Below are 17,690 nucleotides of genomic sequence, written 5' to 3' on the forward strand. Positions count from 1 at the left end.
ATTAAAACCCAATTAATACTGCTATGAAGAAAGTATTGTTCATGATCGTATGTCTGTTATTTGCAGATCAGATCTATTCACAAGTAATTAATATTGAGGACAAACGCATAAAAACCGACACAGTAGGTTGGGCTGGCAGCGGAGAAGCCTCGCTGTATATGAGTAAAAATAATGATTATGTATTATCCATACTCACCGATCTTCATATTCAATATAAGACCAAAAAGAGTTTATTTCTTCTCTTGACGGATGTTGCAACAGTGCAAGTAAATGAAAATCAGAAATTCGTAAATTCCGGTTTTCAACATTTTCGTTATAATTATAAAATAAAAGATCGTTTTGTTTGGGAAGCATTTGTTCAAGGTCAATACAATGAACCACTTGCTATTGATCTGCGCATTTTAACAGGTACCGGTCCGCGATTTAAAATTATAGGTTCAGATGAATTCCGATTATATGCCGCTGCTTTATACATGTATGAAAATGAAAAAAATACCGGCGTTGAAACTCCTCAACAAAATCACAGGTTAAGCAGTTATATTTCCTTTACCTTATCTCCCAAAGAAACATATTCAGTTGTAAGCACCACCTATTTCCAACCAAGATTTGATGATTTTTCTGATAGACGTATTTCCACATCACTGGATATAAAATCTTATCTCACCAAAAAATTATATTTAGTAGTTAATTACAATTTACTCGATGATTCTGCACCTGCGGAAGGAGTGGTAAATACTATTTATGAGTTGACAGCGGGATTGGGGCTGGAGTTTTGAGGAATGACGTAGGACCTACGACATAGGACCTACGACATAAGACATACGACATAGGAAGTAGGAAGTAGGAAATAGGAAATAGGATTTGGTTGGCTCAGAGTGTGAATTTTATCTTCCAATTCTTAATTTGATGTAATTTGTTGTAAAAATATACTTTACAAATAAATATTATTTCTTCGTGAAACCTTTGTGTCTTCGTTCCTTTGTGGCCATTTGAATTATGTGGTAAAAGTGAACTAATTTTAGCATGTAAAATTTCCTTAAGAATTTAATCAGTCGCCACTCGAATTTTACTTTATTTTGCCACGAAGGCACTAAGACACGAAGAAATCACTAAGAAGTTTGAGATGGATATAAAATTATAGACATGGATTAAAAGTTCAATTAATCTGATATTTGTAGTAAATGGTATCAATTAATTGCATCCTGCAATTCTTTCAACTTCATCAGCGCTTCAATTGGCGATAAAGAATTAATATCCAGATTTTGGAGAAGTTCACGGATCTTTACGAGTTGGGGATCATCCATGCTGAACATATTTAATTGGAAGGTTTGTTGTCTTATCTTTTTCACTTCATTTTGTAATTCAGAACCGATGTTTTTTTGTTCCAGTTGTTTTAATATTTCATTGGAACGTTTTACAATTTGTTGCGGCATACCCGCCATACGTGCAACGTGAATTCCGAAACTATGTTTGCTTCCGCCGGGTTGAAGTTTTCTTAGGAATAATACTTTATTGCCAGCCTCTTTTGTGCTTACATGAAAGTTTTTGATCCTTTCAAATTTATTCTCCAATTCACTTAATTCGTGATAATGTGTAGCGAATAATGTTTTCGGTTTTGCAAAAGGATTTGTGTGCAAATACTCACATAAACTCCACGCGATTGAAATTCCGTCAAAAGTGGAAGTTCCTCTTCCTATCTCATCCAATAATATTAAACTTCGATTGGAAATATTATTCATGATGGAAGCCGTTTCATTCATCTCCACCATAAATGTGGATTCTCCACTGGAAATATTATCACTTGCTCCTACCCTGGTGAATATTTTATCTACAATACCGATTTTAGCTTCTCTGGCAGGCACAAAACTTCCCATCTGAGCCATGAGCACTATTAATGCCGTTTGTCGCAACAATGCAGATTTACCTGCCATATTGGGACCGGTAATAATAATGATCTGTTGTGTTTCCGAATCCAGATAAATATCATTGGGAATATAATTTTCTCCCACCGGTAAATGATGTTCAATTACAGGATGTCTTCCCTCCTTAATATCCACCATGCCCGATAATTCTGCATCATCAAATAATTCAGGTCTTCTGTATGTATACTGAATAGCAGTATTCGCAAAATTGAGCAGCACATCCAATCGCGCAGCAATGCCTGCATTTAATTGTATGGGTTGAACGTATTCGTTTAATGCATAAATCAGTTCATCATATAATTTTTGTTCAAGTGCCAATATTTTTTCTTCCGCACCTAATATTTTTTCTTCGTATTCTTTTAATAAGGGAGTGATAAATCGTTCACCACTTGTAAGGGTTTGTTTTCTTATCCAATCCACGGGGACAGTATCCTTATATTTATTAGTAACTTCTAAAAAATATCCGAACACATTATTAAATCCTATTTTCAAACTCGGAATTCCCGTGCGTATTATTTCTTCCTGTTGTAATCGCAATAAAAAATCCTTCCCTGAATTTCCAATTTCCCGCAATTCATCCAGATCGGCATTTATTCCTTTTTTAATGAGATTGCCTTTATTGATTTGCACGGGAGCATCTTCCGCTAATTCCTCATCTATGCGTTTTTTAATGAGTTCACAAAGATTGATCTGATCACCTATTTTTTGTAAATTCGGATTATCCGTTTTTAATAAATACGATTTCAGGTCAGTTAAAGCGTGTAGGGCTCTGTTTAATTGTATAACTTCTCTGGGATTTATCTTTTGCATGGAAACCTTAGAGATAATTCTTTCAAGATCGCCAATTGCTTTTAATGAATTTCCAATATTTTTCGAAAGTTCAGGATCTTTTATAAGATGTTCCACTGTATCCAGTCGCACTTCAATTGCATGTTTATCTTTTAATGGCATTAATATCCATCTTCGCAATAAACGTGTGCCCATTGGAGTGATGCTGTGATCCAACACTTTTAATAAAGAACTTCCTTCTTCATTAAAAGAATGCACAAGTTCCAGATTTCTGATCGTGAATCTATCCAGCCAGACATATTGCTCTTCTGGTAACCGAGAAACTGCAGTAATATGTCCGAGGTTATTGTGTTCCGTATCCTTTAAATAATGAATACAAGCACCTGCAGCAATAATTGCATGTTCCAGTTCTTCTATTCCAAAACCTTTTAATGATGTTGTTCCGAAATGCGTTAATAATTTTTCCTTGGTATAATCTTCTGCAAATATCCAGTCATCCAATCCATACACATAAAATTTATTGCCGAATAATTCCTTAAAATGTTTCACCTGAAATTTCGGTAAAATTATTTCCGCGGGTTGCAGACTATGCAATAATTTTTCTATGTAATCATTTTTGCCTTGTGCGACAAAAAACTCTCCTGTTGTAATATCCAAAAAACTAATTCCTGTATTTTCTTTTCCCAAAAAACAACTGGCTAAATAATTATTATTTTTTGCTTCCAGCATTTTATCGCTGGTAGTAATTCCCGGAGTAATTAATTCAGTAACTCCTCTTTTTACAATTGTTTTTGTAAGTTTCGGATCTTCCAGTTGTTCACAAATTGCAACTCTATATCCGGCTCTCACTAATTTCGGAAGATATGCATCCAGTGCATGATATGGAAATCCCGCCAATTCAATAAACGTCGCCGAACCATTTGCACGCCTCGTAAGTACTATCCCCAAAACCTTCGCCGTAATCACTGCATCCTGCGAAAACGTCTCATAAAAGTCTCCCACCCTAAACAACAAAATCGCATCCGGATGTTTTGCCTTGATGCGATTGTACTGCCCCATTAGCGGGGTTTCTTTTAAGGGTTTCATGTCGTACAAATATACGAAAAATGACCTAGGAAATAGGAAGTAGGAAATAGGAGGGTTTACGTTTGGGTTCGAAGTTCTGAGTTCGGGGTTCTGGGTTCTGAGTTCGGGGTTCTGCGTTAACTAAAGTTTACATGGTTTGCAAGAGTTTCAGGGTTGTGATCCGATTTATGTTTTTTATTTTTTGATTATTATTTTTTATTCTTCACTTCTTGGGCTTACAAAAATTTCCCGGGTTAGCAGGGTTGCAAAAGTTCACTACGGAGGTAATTGCTCCGGGTTGTCGATTTGTTTAATGTTCTTTATTCCTTGTTCTTTATTCGATATTAAATTAAAACTTTCATTGTTTGCAAATTACCCTCCCTGCAACTTCGGGCCCCATCTCTTATCTTCCCCATAGGGGAAGACGTTACTTTTGCGATTCTTCAAAGTTTCTGCAAAATAAATTTCCTGACAATTTCTACAACCGAATTCCTCCGATTAATGATTTTTGGAGATATAATACTAGTTTCAAATTTTAATAAAGATTTAATTCGAAGAGACAATCCCCAATGCTACAACCTGCCCACTGCCCACTGTTTACTGCCCACTTTTAATTAGGAACAATCATCTTTAAATTTTAATTAAGATCTAATTCGAAGCAACAATCCCCAATGCTACAACATGCCCACTGCCCACTGTTTACTGCCCACTTTTAACTTGGAGAAAATCAAACTTTAATTCCAACGTCTCACTTACAAAGTGGCAACACCCCTTCCACCAATCTATCCAAATCAGCAATGCTAGTATACACATGCGGAGCAATGCGCACTCCATGAATATTTTCCCAATTAATAGATACGCAGTGTATGGAATGATCATTAAATAATTTCGTTGCAATATCTCCCGGTTCATGACCATCGATGGAAAAATTTGCAATTGCGCAGGAAAATTTCGGATCGAGAGAGGTATTTAATTTGAATTTAGGATAGGAAGTTAATTTTGATGTCCAATAATCTTTTAAATATCGCAAGCGCGCTTCTTTGCGTTCGGGACCGATCATTAAATGAAAATCAATTGCATTTGCAATGGAATATTCAATTGGAAATGAACGTGTTCCGAGATTTTCGAATTTACGGATATTATTTATATCCTGCGTTTCCGGTGCACCCATGAGTGGCCATACCTTTTTTATTTTTTCTTTTTTTATCCATAAAATACCGGTGCCTATGGAAGAACTCAGCCATTTATGTAAACTTGTTCCGTAATAATCTGCACCTAATTCCGGAATTTTAAAAACAAAATGTCCGAAGGTATGTGCTCCATCCACCATTACTTCCGGACCTTTTGCATGCACAGCATCTGCAATTGCTTTAACAGGATTAATATGTCCGGTCCAGTTAATGATATGATTTACCTGCACCAATTTAGTGCGTGATGTTATTTGTTCCGTGTATTTTTTTACGAGATAATCAGTGCTATTTGTCGGCAATTCCAACTCCACCCATTTAATAATTATGCCATCTCTTTTTTCGCGTTGTTTCCAGGCATTAATCATATTGGGATAATCCTGTTTGGTGAGAATTACTTCATCTCCTTTTTCAAGATCCAATCCAAAAATAATATTGTCGAGTGCTTCCGTAGTATTTCTGTTAATTGCAATTTCATCAATATCACAACCCGCAAGATCTGCAATTTTTTTGCGCAGACTTTCTCTTCCTTTATCCAATATTTGCCACATGTAATAACTCGGCCCTTCATTCGCCATTTTATTAAATCTGTCCAAGGCATCTTGCACCACCTTTGGTGATGGACTCACACCTCCATTATTCAAATTAATAATAGTTGCAGAAGCGGTATATGATTCCTTGATCAAATTCCAAAAATCTTCATCCTGCGCAACAAGTTCAGGGGAGATATTATTCACCCGATTAATTCCGGCCTTTAATTCCTCACTAAAAACCAATTCGGGCAAAGCAGCGAGACTTACAAGCGCAGTAGCTTTCTTAAAAAATGATCTACGATTTACCATGAAATTAATTGATAATTGATAATTGACAATTGACAATTAGAATATCTGACAATGATAGTGAAAATAAATCAAAATGAAAAATGAAAGAATGAAAGAATTAAAGAATGAATACAAGCATTGAAAATTTTCCAAACCTTGTAAACCCTGCAAACTTCAGAATTACATAAAACTCATTTAGTGAGTAGTGAATCGTGAATAGTGAGTGAACCCAACTCAGAACCCAGAACTCTGAACTCAGAACATCGACGAAGGAGATCATGTTAAACCTTTTGTTCGACCAAAACGATCTCCTTAAGTTTATCCACCATAAAATCAACCTCCTCCATAGTATTAAACTTACAAAAAGAAAAACGAACGGCGGCGGAATCTTTTTCGCGATGAAGATGGGCGATCACGTGGGAGCCTATGCTGCTTCCACTGCTGCAGGCACTTCCTCCGCTTACTGCTATACCGGCGATATCCAAATTGAATAATAATAATTCATTTTTTTCGCTGGCGGGGAAGTTTACATTTAATACTGTGTATAATCCGTTTTCAGGTGAATTAAATATTACTTCAGGAAATTCATTTTTTAATCTGTTTCGCAAATGATCGCGCAGGGAAGTTATATATTTTTTTGTTTCTTCTAATTCAGAATAAGCAATTTCCAATGCCTTTGCGAGACCAATTATTCCGTAAAGATTTTCTGTGCCTGCACGCATATTCCTTTCTTGTGCACCACCGTGAATAAGTGGTTTAATATGTGCATCCGCATTAACATAAATAAATCCGACACCTTTTGGTCCGTGAAATTTATGTGCTGCACAGGAAATAAAATGGATTTTCGTTTTTTGAAGATCCAGAGGGTAATGTGCCATTGTTTGAACGGTATCACAATGAAAAAAAGCATTATATGTTTGACATAACACACTAACCTTTTCTATATCCAATAAAACACCAATTTCATTATTTGCATGCATTAAACTTACCAATGTTTTGTCGCTGGAGTTTTTCAGAATATTTTCCAGGTCTTCATAATCTACAGAGGCATCGGGCAACAATTTTACATAACTCAATTTAATTTTACCTTCTGCTTTTAATGCCTCAACGGTATGTGTAACTGCATGATGTTCAATCTCCGAAGTAACAATATGGGTAACTCCAAGATCGCGAACACTACATTGTAAAGCCATATTATTGGCCTCTGTTCCACCACTGGTAAAAAATATCTCCCCCGGAGAAACATGGAAAAGTCCGGCGATGAATTTCCTTGCCTTTTCAATTGCGGCTCTGGTCTCTCTTCCATAGGAATGTATGGACGAAGGATTGCCATAATGGTTGTTCAGGTAAGGAAGCATGGCCTCCAGCACCTTTGGATCAAGGCTTGTCGTGGCGGCATTGTCGAAATAAACACGCATTGGTTGAGGTTATTGGGCAAAGTTACGGATAATTAATAAGTTGGAATGGTATATTCCAACCAATTTTTATGATTTTTGATATCGCATGAATCTATTTGAACTGAATTAGGCCTTTTATTAAATTATAGCTTTTCTCACTTTAATTGATACTATTTTCAATTCAATAATTGTAAGAATATAAAAAAGTGAAGCAGCTACAATAGCTGAGAAAAATTCATTCTCAAATTTTCTGCTGAGAATTAAATAATAAATATTTACTATAATGGTGATACTTATTAATAGTAACAATAAAAAAGGCTGTAAGCTATATTTGATTCTGCAGCTACTAAAATCATCTTCAGCAAAAACTATTGTTAGTTTAGGTAACAGACGTTCAAAAGGTGTACGTATTCTTGTTAACAAAACCTTTTTCCCAGATTCATATCCTAAAAATAACTTATTTTCAAAGGGAATATAGGATGCTGAAGAGTGGAATTCTAAATTGGTATGCTTCTTAATTGAACGCGTTCTTATCGAATCTTCTACAATTTGTTTATCATATTTTTCCAATGAAATGGTTTTTAAAGTAATCATAAGGTATTTATTTAAACTGCAATTGTTTTTTTAATTACAAAATTAAACCTATTTTAGTGTAACTTTGATTCACTAAACATGTCCAATGAAAAAAATAGCTTATTATCTCCTTATACTTTTTTTCATTGCATCCTGTAGGTCATATCAGCCACTTTCGGACCTGGAAAGCGGTATCGTAAACGGGACAGTATTAGATAAAACAACCAATTCTGGTATACCAAATGCCACAGTTTATTTACTTGGCAACGAAGGTGGTGGTACCTGGGGTGGTGGTGGCACAGCTTCCTTTTTACTTGACCAGACAACTTCTGATGCTGCAGGCAATTTTGACTTTACCTTTGACTACAATAATGACTACGGGTATTACTGCTCAGCAATTGCACCACAATATTTTAATTATAATGAAGAAATACCTGTTGGTGACGCTACATTCGGTGCAAATAACGTGGAGCTTGAATTGCAGCCTATTTCATATTTAGAGTTGCATATTAAGAATGTTAATCCATTTAATAATTATGATGAATTAACTCTTTCATACACATATAATGGTAGTTACCCAGAGTTAATAGGCAATGAAGTTGATACAACTATTTGTTGCTTTCAATTATTGGGCAACGAAAGCAATAGAGTTGTTTGGTATGTGGAAAAAAATGGAGAAGGCACTTCCTATTTTGAATATGTAGTTACCCCTGCTTTTGATACCACATATTACGAAATTTTATATTAAGTTATACAAAAAATAAATAGCTGCAATTTGCCCCAATTAATTAAACTTATTTTATTATAACTTTGATTCACCAAACATGAAAAATGAAAAAAATACCTTATAATTTCCTCTTACTTTTTTTCATTGCATCCTGTAGACCTTTTCAGCCACTTTCGGATCTGGAAAGCGGTATCGTAAACGGAATTGTATTAGATAAAACAACCAATTCTGGTATACCAAATGCCACAGTTTATTTACTTGGCAACGAAGGTGGTGGTACTTGGGGTGGTGGTGGCACAGCTTCCTTTTTACTTGACCAGACAACTTCTGATGCTGCAGGCAATTTTGACTTTAGCTTTGATTACAATAATGACTACGGGTACTACTGCTCAGCAATTGCTCCACAATATTTTAATTTTAATGAAGAAATTCCAGTTGGTGACGCTACATTCGGCGCAAATAACGTGGAGGTAGCATTGCAGCCGATTGCTTATTTACAAGTCCATGTAAAGAGTATAAATGAATATGGCCCATCAGATTTTATTTCGATACAAAGTGTATATGATGATCCATACTATGGAAGTGAAGTTGACAGAAATATTATGTTATCTGTAAATGGAAATTCTAATTACCATCTAGTGTGGTTTATCTATATTGATGGAATAAATGATGGAAGTGAATCTATTGATATTTATTGCCCATCTTTTGACACGACCTATTACGATTTATTTTATTAATCAGACCGAATATAATTTATTATAATCCGGTAATTATCTGAAAAAATCCAACCCATCATTTCATTATCACCCTAATATCATCCATTATCTTCCGATTAATATTCTCCGCAGTAGTTTTTGTAGAACTCTCAGAATATATACGAATTATCGGTTCGGTATTACTTGCGCGAAGATGCACCCAGTCGCCGTCCATTTCAATTTTTAATCCGTCTTCTTTGTTGAGTTTTTCTTTTTTGTATTTTTCTTCCATCTTTTTCAAAATGGCTTTTACATCGGTTCCATCGGGCAATTCAATTTTATTTTTTGCCATAAAAAAATTGGGATATTCTCCGCGTAACTGCGAACAACTTTTACCCGATGTTGCAAGGTGCGATAAAAATAATGCAATTCCCACCAATGCATCCCTGCCGTAATGTAATTCCGGTAAAATGATACCGCCATTTCCTTCACCTCCTATCACTGCATTTACTTCTTTCATTTTTTTCACCACATGCACTTCACCAACGGCACTTTGAAAATGATCAACTCCGTGTTTTTTAGAAACTTCGCGTAAGGCTTGAGTAGATGATAAATTAGAAACGGTATTTCCTTTTTTATGTTTTAAAACATAATCTGCAATGGCAACCAATGAATATTCCTCACCAAACATATCCCCGTTTTCGCAAACAATAGCAAGTCGGTCAACGTCGGGGTCAACAACTAATCCAACATCTGCTTTTTGATGTTTCACTTCGTTCGAAATAGTAGATAAATGTTCCGGAAGCGGCTCAGGATTATGCGGAAAACGTCCGTTGGGATTTGTAAATAATTCCACTACATCCAATACACCCAAAGCAACCAATAATTCAGGAACGGAAATTCCACCCGTTGAATTTACGCAATCGATCACCACTTTAAAATTTCTTTCTTTAATGGCTTTTTTATTTACCAGATCCAGTTCCATTATTTTATCAATATGTTTCTGGATATAATAAAATTTATGTTGATATTCACCGAGCTGATCTACATTATTGTAAACAATTTCTTCGTTTGCCGCAATATCTAAAACAGCAGCACCATCTTCTCCTGAAATAAATTCACCCAATTGATTTACTAATTTAAGTGCATTATAATTTTTGGGATTATGCGAAGCAGTAATAATAATTCCTCCACCTGCATTTTCTCTGGGCACCGCTATTTCAACGGTGGGTGTAGTACTCAGTCCGAGATCCACCACTTTAATTCCAATAGATTGCAAAGTACCGATCACGAGGTGATTCACCATATCGCCACTTATGCGCGCATCGCGACCAATTACAATGATATTTATTCCTGTGGTGCGTTTAACCCAGGTTCCGAAAGCGGCGGTGAATTTGATAATATCCTCGGGGGTTAAATTCTGTCCGGGCTTCCCTCCTATAGTTCCTCTGATACCGGAAATTGATTTAATTAGTGTCATACGAATCGCAAAATTAAGCATTAATAGCTCAGTGTTTTAACGTTAAGACCGCTAAATCTTATACATTTGCTGTAATAAATCTGCATGCAAGACAAAAAACAGTGGTTTGAAACCTGGTTCGATCAACAGTATTACGATCTGTTATACCAACATCGGGATGAAGATGAGGCAGCAGCTTTCTTAGATACACTAATGGCTTTTTTGCATCCAAATGCCGGCTCTACCATGCTGGATGCAGCCTGTGGCAAGGGGCGACACGCTTCCTACCTCGCGGAAAAAGGATTTGAAGTGACGGGAATCGACCTCTCCTATAAAAATATCAAAGAGGCGAAAAACGACGAAACGGAAATGTTATCCTTTTTTCAACATGATATGAGTCGCGTTTTCCGTGTGAATTATTTCGACTTTATTTTTAATTTTTATACCAGCTTCGGATATTATAAAGAGGAAAAACAAGACCTTGCATGCATTCGGGCCTTTGCTTCGGGATTGAAAAAAGGTGGAAAACTGATCATCGATTTTTTTAATATCAACTATATATTAAAACATTTAGTGGAAGAATTGAATATTAAAATTGACGATTACGATTTTAATATTTCTAAAAGTTACGAGAATGGATTTATTATTAAAAAAATAGAAGTTTCTTCCGCTTTAAAAAAAGAAACCTTTTATGAAAGTGTAAGAGCGATCAATCTGCAGCAATTTGAACATTATTTTTCAAGCTGCGGATTGACATTGATTCACAAATTCGGCGATTACAAATTAAATGCATTCGACTCTGAAAATTCTGAACGTTTAATTCTGGTAGCCCAAAAATGATGTTCCCCGACTTCTTACAGCACTTTGACGAACAGCTCTTTTTTTTGATAAATCAAAAATGGGGAAATAATTTTTTCGATATTATTTTACCACCGATCCGCGATCGCATTTTCTGGGTTCCGCTTTATATTCTTATTGCAATATTAATAATGTGGAAATTTAAAAGGAAAGGAATTCTTCTGCTTTTATTATTAGGATTAAATTTCGGGATCAGCGACCAGTTGAGCAGTTCGGTTATAAAACCTGCAGTAAACAGAACAAGACCCTGTAACGACGAAAATTTAAAAGACAGTGTTATTTTGAGGATAGACCGCTGCGGGGTTGGTAAAAGTTTTACTTCGAGTCATGCCACAAATACTTTCGCATTTGCAGTGCTTTGTATTTTGTTTTTCAGAAAAAGAATTAAATGGTTGACTCCGGTTGCACTATTTTGGGCCTTCGCTATATCCTATGCGCAGGTGTATGTTGGGGTTCATTATCCTTTGGATATTATAGCCGGTGGATTACTGGGAACCATAATTAGTTTAATTATATATACTTTGGCAAAAAAATACCTGTTTCCAAAATGGATGCCGGAACTTTTAAATCAAGCAAATAGTAATGTGTAAATGAGTGCTTTTCAAATTATATTATTAATACTCGCCTCAGGCACAGGAGCATTTGCTGCCTGGATGCTGAGAACTAAGTCGCATAATGAGTTTTTAGGGATTTTATTGTCGTTCAGCGGTGCATTTCTTTTGGGAACTGTTGTTTTACACCTCTTACCCGAAATATTTGAAACACCGGGGTCAACGGAACATACTCACGATAGTTCCATTTCCATTTTTGTTTTGGGGGGATTTTTTATACAGTTGATTATTGTGCAATTCACCCGCGGAGTGGAGCATGGTCACTTGCATTTACATCCGCATTTAACAAAAGGATATGTTTTCGGTGTTTTTTTCGGATTGAGTTTACATGCACTAATGGAAGGATTACCCCTTTCCTCTCAGGCAATTTCCAATATCGATTCTGATTCACTTTATTATGGAATTGTAATTCATAAGATCCCCGAAACCTTTGCATTGGGTGCATTGTTGTTTTTCTCTTCTAAAAAAAGTATTTCTGCCATTATATTATTGGCAATATTTGCTTTGATAACTCCGATCGGTTCATTCTTAGGTAATTATTTAATTGAAATTACATCTGATGATACATTGAATAAAATAATTGCATTGGTATGTGGCTCCTTAATTCATATTTCCACAACAATTATTTTTGAAGCCAGCGGGAAGGCGCACCGAATGAGTATGATAAAACTAGCTGTTATTGTAGGAGGATTTGTTTTATCTTTATTATCCGTTGCATTGCATTAACCATAACAAAACACTATGTTATTTGCGAAAACCACAAATTCACCATTAATTCTTAAAATAACTTTTGCGGTATTTATCTTGTGTAATTTCTACAGCTGCTCCCTTTTGCAAAAAAAGGAAACGGAAACACGTGCCTCTGTTATAATTGATAAAAATAGAATTTTACCAACAGATACAGACAACGGAAAACTTTTCGATATACTAACGGGTAAAACCACAGGAATTAATTTTATCAATACGCTTCCCGACAATTACGAACACAATTACTGGAGATATACTTTTATTTACAACGGCGGAAGTGTAAATATCGGCGATTTTAATAATGATGGTCTACCGGATGTTTTTTTCACGGGAGTAATGGTGCCGCATCGTATTTATATTAATAAAGGCGATCTGCAATTTGAGGATATTTCAACTACTGCCGGAATCACCAAAAACGAATACGAATGGACTTCCGGTTCAACGGTTGCTGATGTGAATGGCGATGGGTGGCTGGATATTTATATCTGCAATTCGCGTTGGGCAGATCCTGCAAAAAGGGGAAATAAATTATTTATCAATAACGGTGATCTCACTTTTACCGAAAGAGCAAAGGAATATGGTTTAACAGGTGATGTCACTTGTTCTGCAGCCAACTTTTTTGATTACGATAACGATGGTGATCTGGATATGTATCTGGTAACACATCCACAGGATTTTATCAATAAATTTAAAACCTACTATTTTCAGGCGATAGAAAATAATAAAAATGTCAGCAATAAATTATATCGCAATAATGGAAATAATACTTTTACGGATGTTCATTTAGAAGCCGGAATAAATAATCACGGATTTGGTTTAAGCGCAACTGTTGCTGATTTTGATGAGGATGGGTATCTCGATATTTATGTTGCCAACGATTTCGGGATGTATGATTTTTTATATTTTAACAACGGCGATGGAACATTTACCGATGCTTCACTCACTGCGCTAAAGCGACACAGCGTAAGTTCCATGGGTTCCGATATAGCGGATTTTAATAATGATGGATTATTGGACCTCTATTATGTAGACATTGAAATGGAAGAAAATTATTCCTTTAAAACCTTTCAGATATCGTCACAGGTCGAGATATTACGAACACTTATTAATGCAGGATATGGTTATCAAAACCGCGGAAATTCTCTCAAATTAAATAATGGCAATCGAACATTTTCCGAAATTGGAAGAACAGCCGGAGTGGGTGTTACAGACTGGGGTTGGTCCACATTTTTTACCGATTTTGACAATGATGGAAATAAAGATCTTTTTATTTCCACAGGATATTTACAGGATTTTAATGTGGATGAAACAGAAACTTATACAAAATTAAGACGCGCTTGTCGCATAAGTGATAGTACTGTATATTATAACCTTGTTAATTCTATTCCCAAATACACTTTGAATACCCCGAATTTTATTTATAAAAATAACGGCGACCTCACTTTTAAAGATATGCGTGATGAATGGGGCATTTATCATCCCTCCGCTTCTTATGGTTCTGCTTCCGCCGATCTTGACCTGGATGGAGATATGGATATAATATGCGCAAATGCAAATGAAACACCTTATGTCTATAAAAATAATTCAGAAAAAGAGAAAACAACAAATAATTATATCAACTTTAAATTAAAGGGGTATGGAGGAAATACGTATGGACTTGGAACAAAAATTAAGATCTATTACGGTGATACCATGCAATATATTCAGCACACCAATGTTCGCGGATTTATTTCTACCACTGAAAATATTCTACATTTCGGAACAGGCAAAAATAAAAATATTGAACGGGTGGAAATAACCTGGTTGGATGGAAATAAACAGGAATTAAAAAATATTGTTTGCAACCAGACTCTAATTGTTGATCACCTGAATGCCGCAGCAGGCTTTACTTTCACGGCACAAGCAAAAAGTATACCTGTTTTTAATGATGTAAAATCAGCATCCGGAATTAATTATGTGCATGTAGAAAATGATTTTGAAGATTTTACACGTGAATTTTTAATTCCACATAAAATGAGTGTGTCGGGACCATGCACAGCTTCCGGTGATCTGGATGGAAATGGATTGGATGATATTTATATTGGTGGAACATTTCAAAAACCCGGAGAGATCTACTTTCAAAATACACCCGGAAAATTTTCCTTAAGTAATATTAGATTAAAAGCCGACATTAAATATGAAGATGCCTCGGCACTTATTTTTGATGCGGATAAGGATGGAGATAACGACCTGTATATCGGTAGTGGAGGCAATGAAAAAATAGCAGGTGATAAATGTTATAACGATAGATTTTATCTCAATGACGGAAATGGAAATTTCATAATGCACAATGATAGAATTCCGCAAGATGCAATTCCTACATCTTGTGTAAATGCCTGCGATTTTGATAAAGATGGTGATCTTGATCTTTTTGTTGGAGGAAGGCAATTTCCCGGAAAATATTTATTACCGGTATCCTCTGCAATTTTGCAAAATGAAGGTGGAAAATTTATAGATGTTACCGACAAAATAGCTCCGGCATTAAAAAATATTGGCATGGTCTCGTCCGCACTTTGGAGCGATTTTGACAATGATGATAAAATTGACCTGCTGGTTACTGGTGATTGGATGCCAATTATTCTTCTAAAAAATACCGGTAAATCTTTTGAAAATATCACAGCAAAATCCAATCTCAAAAATATGGATGGATGGTGGCAAAGTATCAATGGCGCCGATCTGGATAATGATGGTGATACGGATTATATTCTTGGAAATTTTGGAACCAACAGAAGATTTAAAAACACCATCTCCGAAAAAACAGGAAATATTTTGCCTTTGGAGGGATATTATTTCAATAAACCCGAAACGGAATACAATGGACTCATGATGAGTTATTATCAGCATGACATTGCTTATCCTGTACATTTTCGCGAACGTATGCTGGAACAATTTCCCGAAGTAAGAAGTACAATTCCTGACTGGGATAGTTTCGGCAAAATGAATACCAGTGATATGTTTGGCGCTGACAATCTAACTAAAGCATATCATGTTTACGCATATCAATTTGAAAGTGCCGTTTTGATCAACAATGGAAATAATAATTTTGAAAAAATAAATTTACCGGTGGAAGCACAAATAAGTCCGGTGTTTGGAATTATTTGTGAGGATTTTACCGGAGATGGAATTATAGATATTCTTTGCCAGGGAAATTATTATCAAACCGATATATTAGTAATGCGCCACGATGGGGGAACGGGATTATTGCTTGAGGGAAAAGGTAACGGAAAATTCAATCCCATCAGAAGTTTCGATAGTGGTTTTTGGAGCGATGGAGATGTACGTGCACTCACAATAGTTGAATGCGGTGAAAATAATTCACCAATGATAGTAGCAGGTGTAAATAGCGGCGAAACGAAAATTTATAATTACGGTTACAATAAAATTATTAAAGCAAATTCGGATGATGTTTATGCGATCGTAAATTATGATGATAACAGCACGCAAAAAATAGAATTCTACAAGGGTGAGGGATATTTTTCTCAGCGATCAAATTTTATTGCGATAACGAAAAATATTAGATCCATTTTCATTGTTGATTATCAGGGCAAAAAACGGGAAGTTTATTTCGTGAATCGTGAATCGTGAGGCGTGAATCCGATCCAGATTGGATTACGACTCCCGATCTCTAATTCGGCATATTTCATTTATATGGAGTAAAACCCTCTCGCGATCGAGGAACAAACTCATTTCTCATAACTCCCGTCCGACCGGGTCATCCGGGCGGGCATTACTCATCTTGTAATACGGATGGCGAGGCCACGAAGAACGAAGGACGGAAAGGTACACGAAGGAGTAACTCTTGGGAGGATAGGTTTATTACTACATGAAAATCGAGATCGGAAGAAATGGTTACAAGTCAAATGTCAGGAGATTGTCAATAGTGAATAGTAAGTAGAATAAAGCATTCGACTGCCTTAGGTATACTCATTTTGGTGAGGCGTGAATCGTGAGTCCGGATTACGCTCCATCCGAACGAGTGATTTAAATTTGAAACTCAAAGCTCGATGCGGACGATCTCACCACTCACTATTCACCACTAACCTATTAGACAAAGTTGCATTAATTATTAGCTGCCGGAATACTCACTTCCGTAAATGTAACATTAGCAGGAACGTCAAATTGGCCTTTTTCAAAATTGGGATCTTCATCAATATTTATGGCTTCAATATTCAGTTTCATACCTGTCATTGTCATTTCCGATTTCATTGTGATGTTTTTCCATAACCAGAATGTTCCTGAACCCATCCCCTCTTTATTCATTTCATATTTATCACATTTTTTACCCATCATGGTTTCAGTTCCAATCTTTTTAATGCCAAATTCTTTTTTCATTTCTTCTGTCATCTTATCAAAATTCATTTCCGATGGATCCATTACATCCTTTAAATGCATTTTGTTTCCTGTAGTTTTTCCATCCTCCCAGGTATAACTCCATCCATCCTTTAATAAATTGTTGTTCACATTCTGGATATTTTGCCCCATTATCGACATTTTTGAACTCGTTCTGTTCAACTCTTTTTCACCATAATCATCAAAATATACAACTGTAGTTATATCACCCTGTACCATGGAATTTGTAATTTTTGATGTAACAATTGCAGACTCTATTTTATATCTCTTAGAATCATCGCTGGAAGAACTGCCGTCATTTTCCGTAGAATTTGACACTTCGGAATCTTCAGTTTCTTTAGATGCACCATTACAAGCGATAAATTGTAAAGCCGAAATTAAAGCAAATAGAGGTAGGATGAACTTTTTCATAATGTGGTATTTAGATTGAATTGAAATAAGATGGTTACT

Annotated in this window: 13 protein-coding genes; 7 read left to right on the plus strand and 6 right to left on the minus strand. The window is 35.7% G+C overall.

The annotated features are described in order from the left end of the window. The first annotated feature begins 23 nt into the window (after window positions 1–23). Window positions 24–776, plus strand: a complete 753-nt coding sequence (locus tag IPI31_17355; protein ID MBK7569590.1) for a DUF481 domain-containing protein — start codon at window positions 24–26, stop codon at window positions 774–776. Between the two features lie 411 nt (window positions 777–1,187). Here the strand turns inward: IPI31_17355 and mutS are convergent, their stop codons facing one another. The 4 genes from mutS to IPI31_17375 all read right to left on the minus strand — a co-directional run bounded on the left by mutS (window position 1,188) and on the right by IPI31_17375 (window position 7,775). Continuing rightward, entirely contained in the window at window positions 1,188–3,797 is a 2,610-nt protein-coding gene (mutS, locus tag IPI31_17360; GenBank protein ID MBK7569591.1) for a DNA mismatch repair protein MutS, read from the minus strand. Window positions 3,798–4,524: 727 nt separating this feature from the next. Then, window positions 4,525–5,805, minus strand: a complete 1,281-nt coding sequence (locus IPI31_17365) for an aminotransferase class V-fold PLP-dependent enzyme (GenBank protein ID MBK7569592.1) — start codon at window positions 5,803–5,805, stop codon at window positions 4,525–4,527. 260 nt (window positions 5,806–6,065) lie between these two features. Then, window positions 6,066–7,202, minus strand: a complete 1,137-nt coding sequence (locus IPI31_17370; protein MBK7569593.1) for a cysteine desulfurase — start codon at window positions 7,200–7,202, stop codon at window positions 6,066–6,068. Between the two features lie 117 nt (window positions 7,203–7,319). Beyond that, window positions 7,320–7,775 (minus strand): hypothetical protein, encoded by a 456-nt coding sequence (locus tag IPI31_17375; protein ID MBK7569594.1) that lies wholly within the window; start codon window positions 7,773–7,775, stop codon window positions 7,320–7,322. 85 nt (window positions 7,776–7,860) lie between these two features. On the opposite strand from IPI31_17375, the gene IPI31_17380 reads away from it, so the two are divergent. Together IPI31_17380 and IPI31_17385 are read left to right on the plus strand one after the other, a co-directional pair. Then, window positions 7,861–8,502 (plus strand): hypothetical protein, encoded by a 642-nt coding sequence (locus tag IPI31_17380; GenBank protein MBK7569595.1) that lies wholly within the window; start codon window positions 7,861–7,863, stop codon window positions 8,500–8,502. Window positions 8,503–8,585: 83 nt separating this feature from the next. Then, window positions 8,586–9,218 (plus strand): hypothetical protein, encoded by a 633-nt coding sequence (locus IPI31_17385; protein ID MBK7569596.1) that lies wholly within the window; start codon window positions 8,586–8,588, stop codon window positions 9,216–9,218. 55 nt (window positions 9,219–9,273) lie between these two features. Here the strand turns inward: IPI31_17385 and glmM are convergent, their stop codons facing one another. Beyond that, a complete protein-coding gene (gene glmM, locus IPI31_17390; GenBank protein ID MBK7569597.1) occupies window positions 9,274–10,656 on the minus strand; it encodes a phosphoglucosamine mutase in 1,383 nt (460 codons plus the stop codon). An 84-nt stretch (window positions 10,657–10,740) separates the two neighbouring features. Between glmM and IPI31_17395 the strand changes: the two genes are divergently transcribed. The 4 genes from IPI31_17395 to IPI31_17410 are packed head-to-tail and all read left to right on the plus strand — an operon-like array spanning window position 10,741 to window position 16,475. After that, window positions 10,741–11,475 carry a methyltransferase domain-containing protein gene (locus tag IPI31_17395; protein ID MBK7569598.1) on the plus strand — a complete coding sequence of 245 codons (735 nt, stop codon included), beginning with the start codon at window positions 10,741–10,743 and terminating at the stop codon, window positions 11,473–11,475. Then, window positions 11,475–12,083 (plus strand): phosphatase PAP2 family protein, encoded by a 609-nt coding sequence (locus IPI31_17400; protein ID MBK7569599.1) that lies wholly within the window; start codon window positions 11,475–11,477, stop codon window positions 12,081–12,083. Before IPI31_17395 ends, IPI31_17400 begins: the two co-directional genes overlap by 1 nt. Next, complete coding sequence (locus IPI31_17405; GenBank protein MBK7569600.1) at window positions 12,084–12,830, plus strand: ZIP family metal transporter; 747 nt, start codon at window positions 12,084–12,086, stop codon at window positions 12,828–12,830. A 15-nt stretch (window positions 12,831–12,845) separates the two neighbouring features. Beyond that, window positions 12,846–16,475, plus strand: a complete 3,630-nt coding sequence (locus IPI31_17410) for a VCBS repeat-containing protein (protein ID MBK7569601.1) — start codon at window positions 12,846–12,848, stop codon at window positions 16,473–16,475. 474 nt (window positions 16,476–16,949) lie between these two features. Here IPI31_17410 and IPI31_17415 read toward each other — a convergent pair whose 3' ends face one another. After that, window positions 16,950–17,651, minus strand: a complete 702-nt coding sequence (locus IPI31_17415) for a hypothetical protein (GenBank protein MBK7569602.1) — start codon at window positions 17,649–17,651, stop codon at window positions 16,950–16,952. Window positions 17,652–17,690 lie beyond the last annotated feature (39 nt).

It is taken from the genome of Bacteroidota bacterium (genome assembly GCA_016706865.1).
Lineage (GTDB): Bacteria > Bacteroidota > Bacteroidia > Chitinophagales > BACL12 > UBA7236.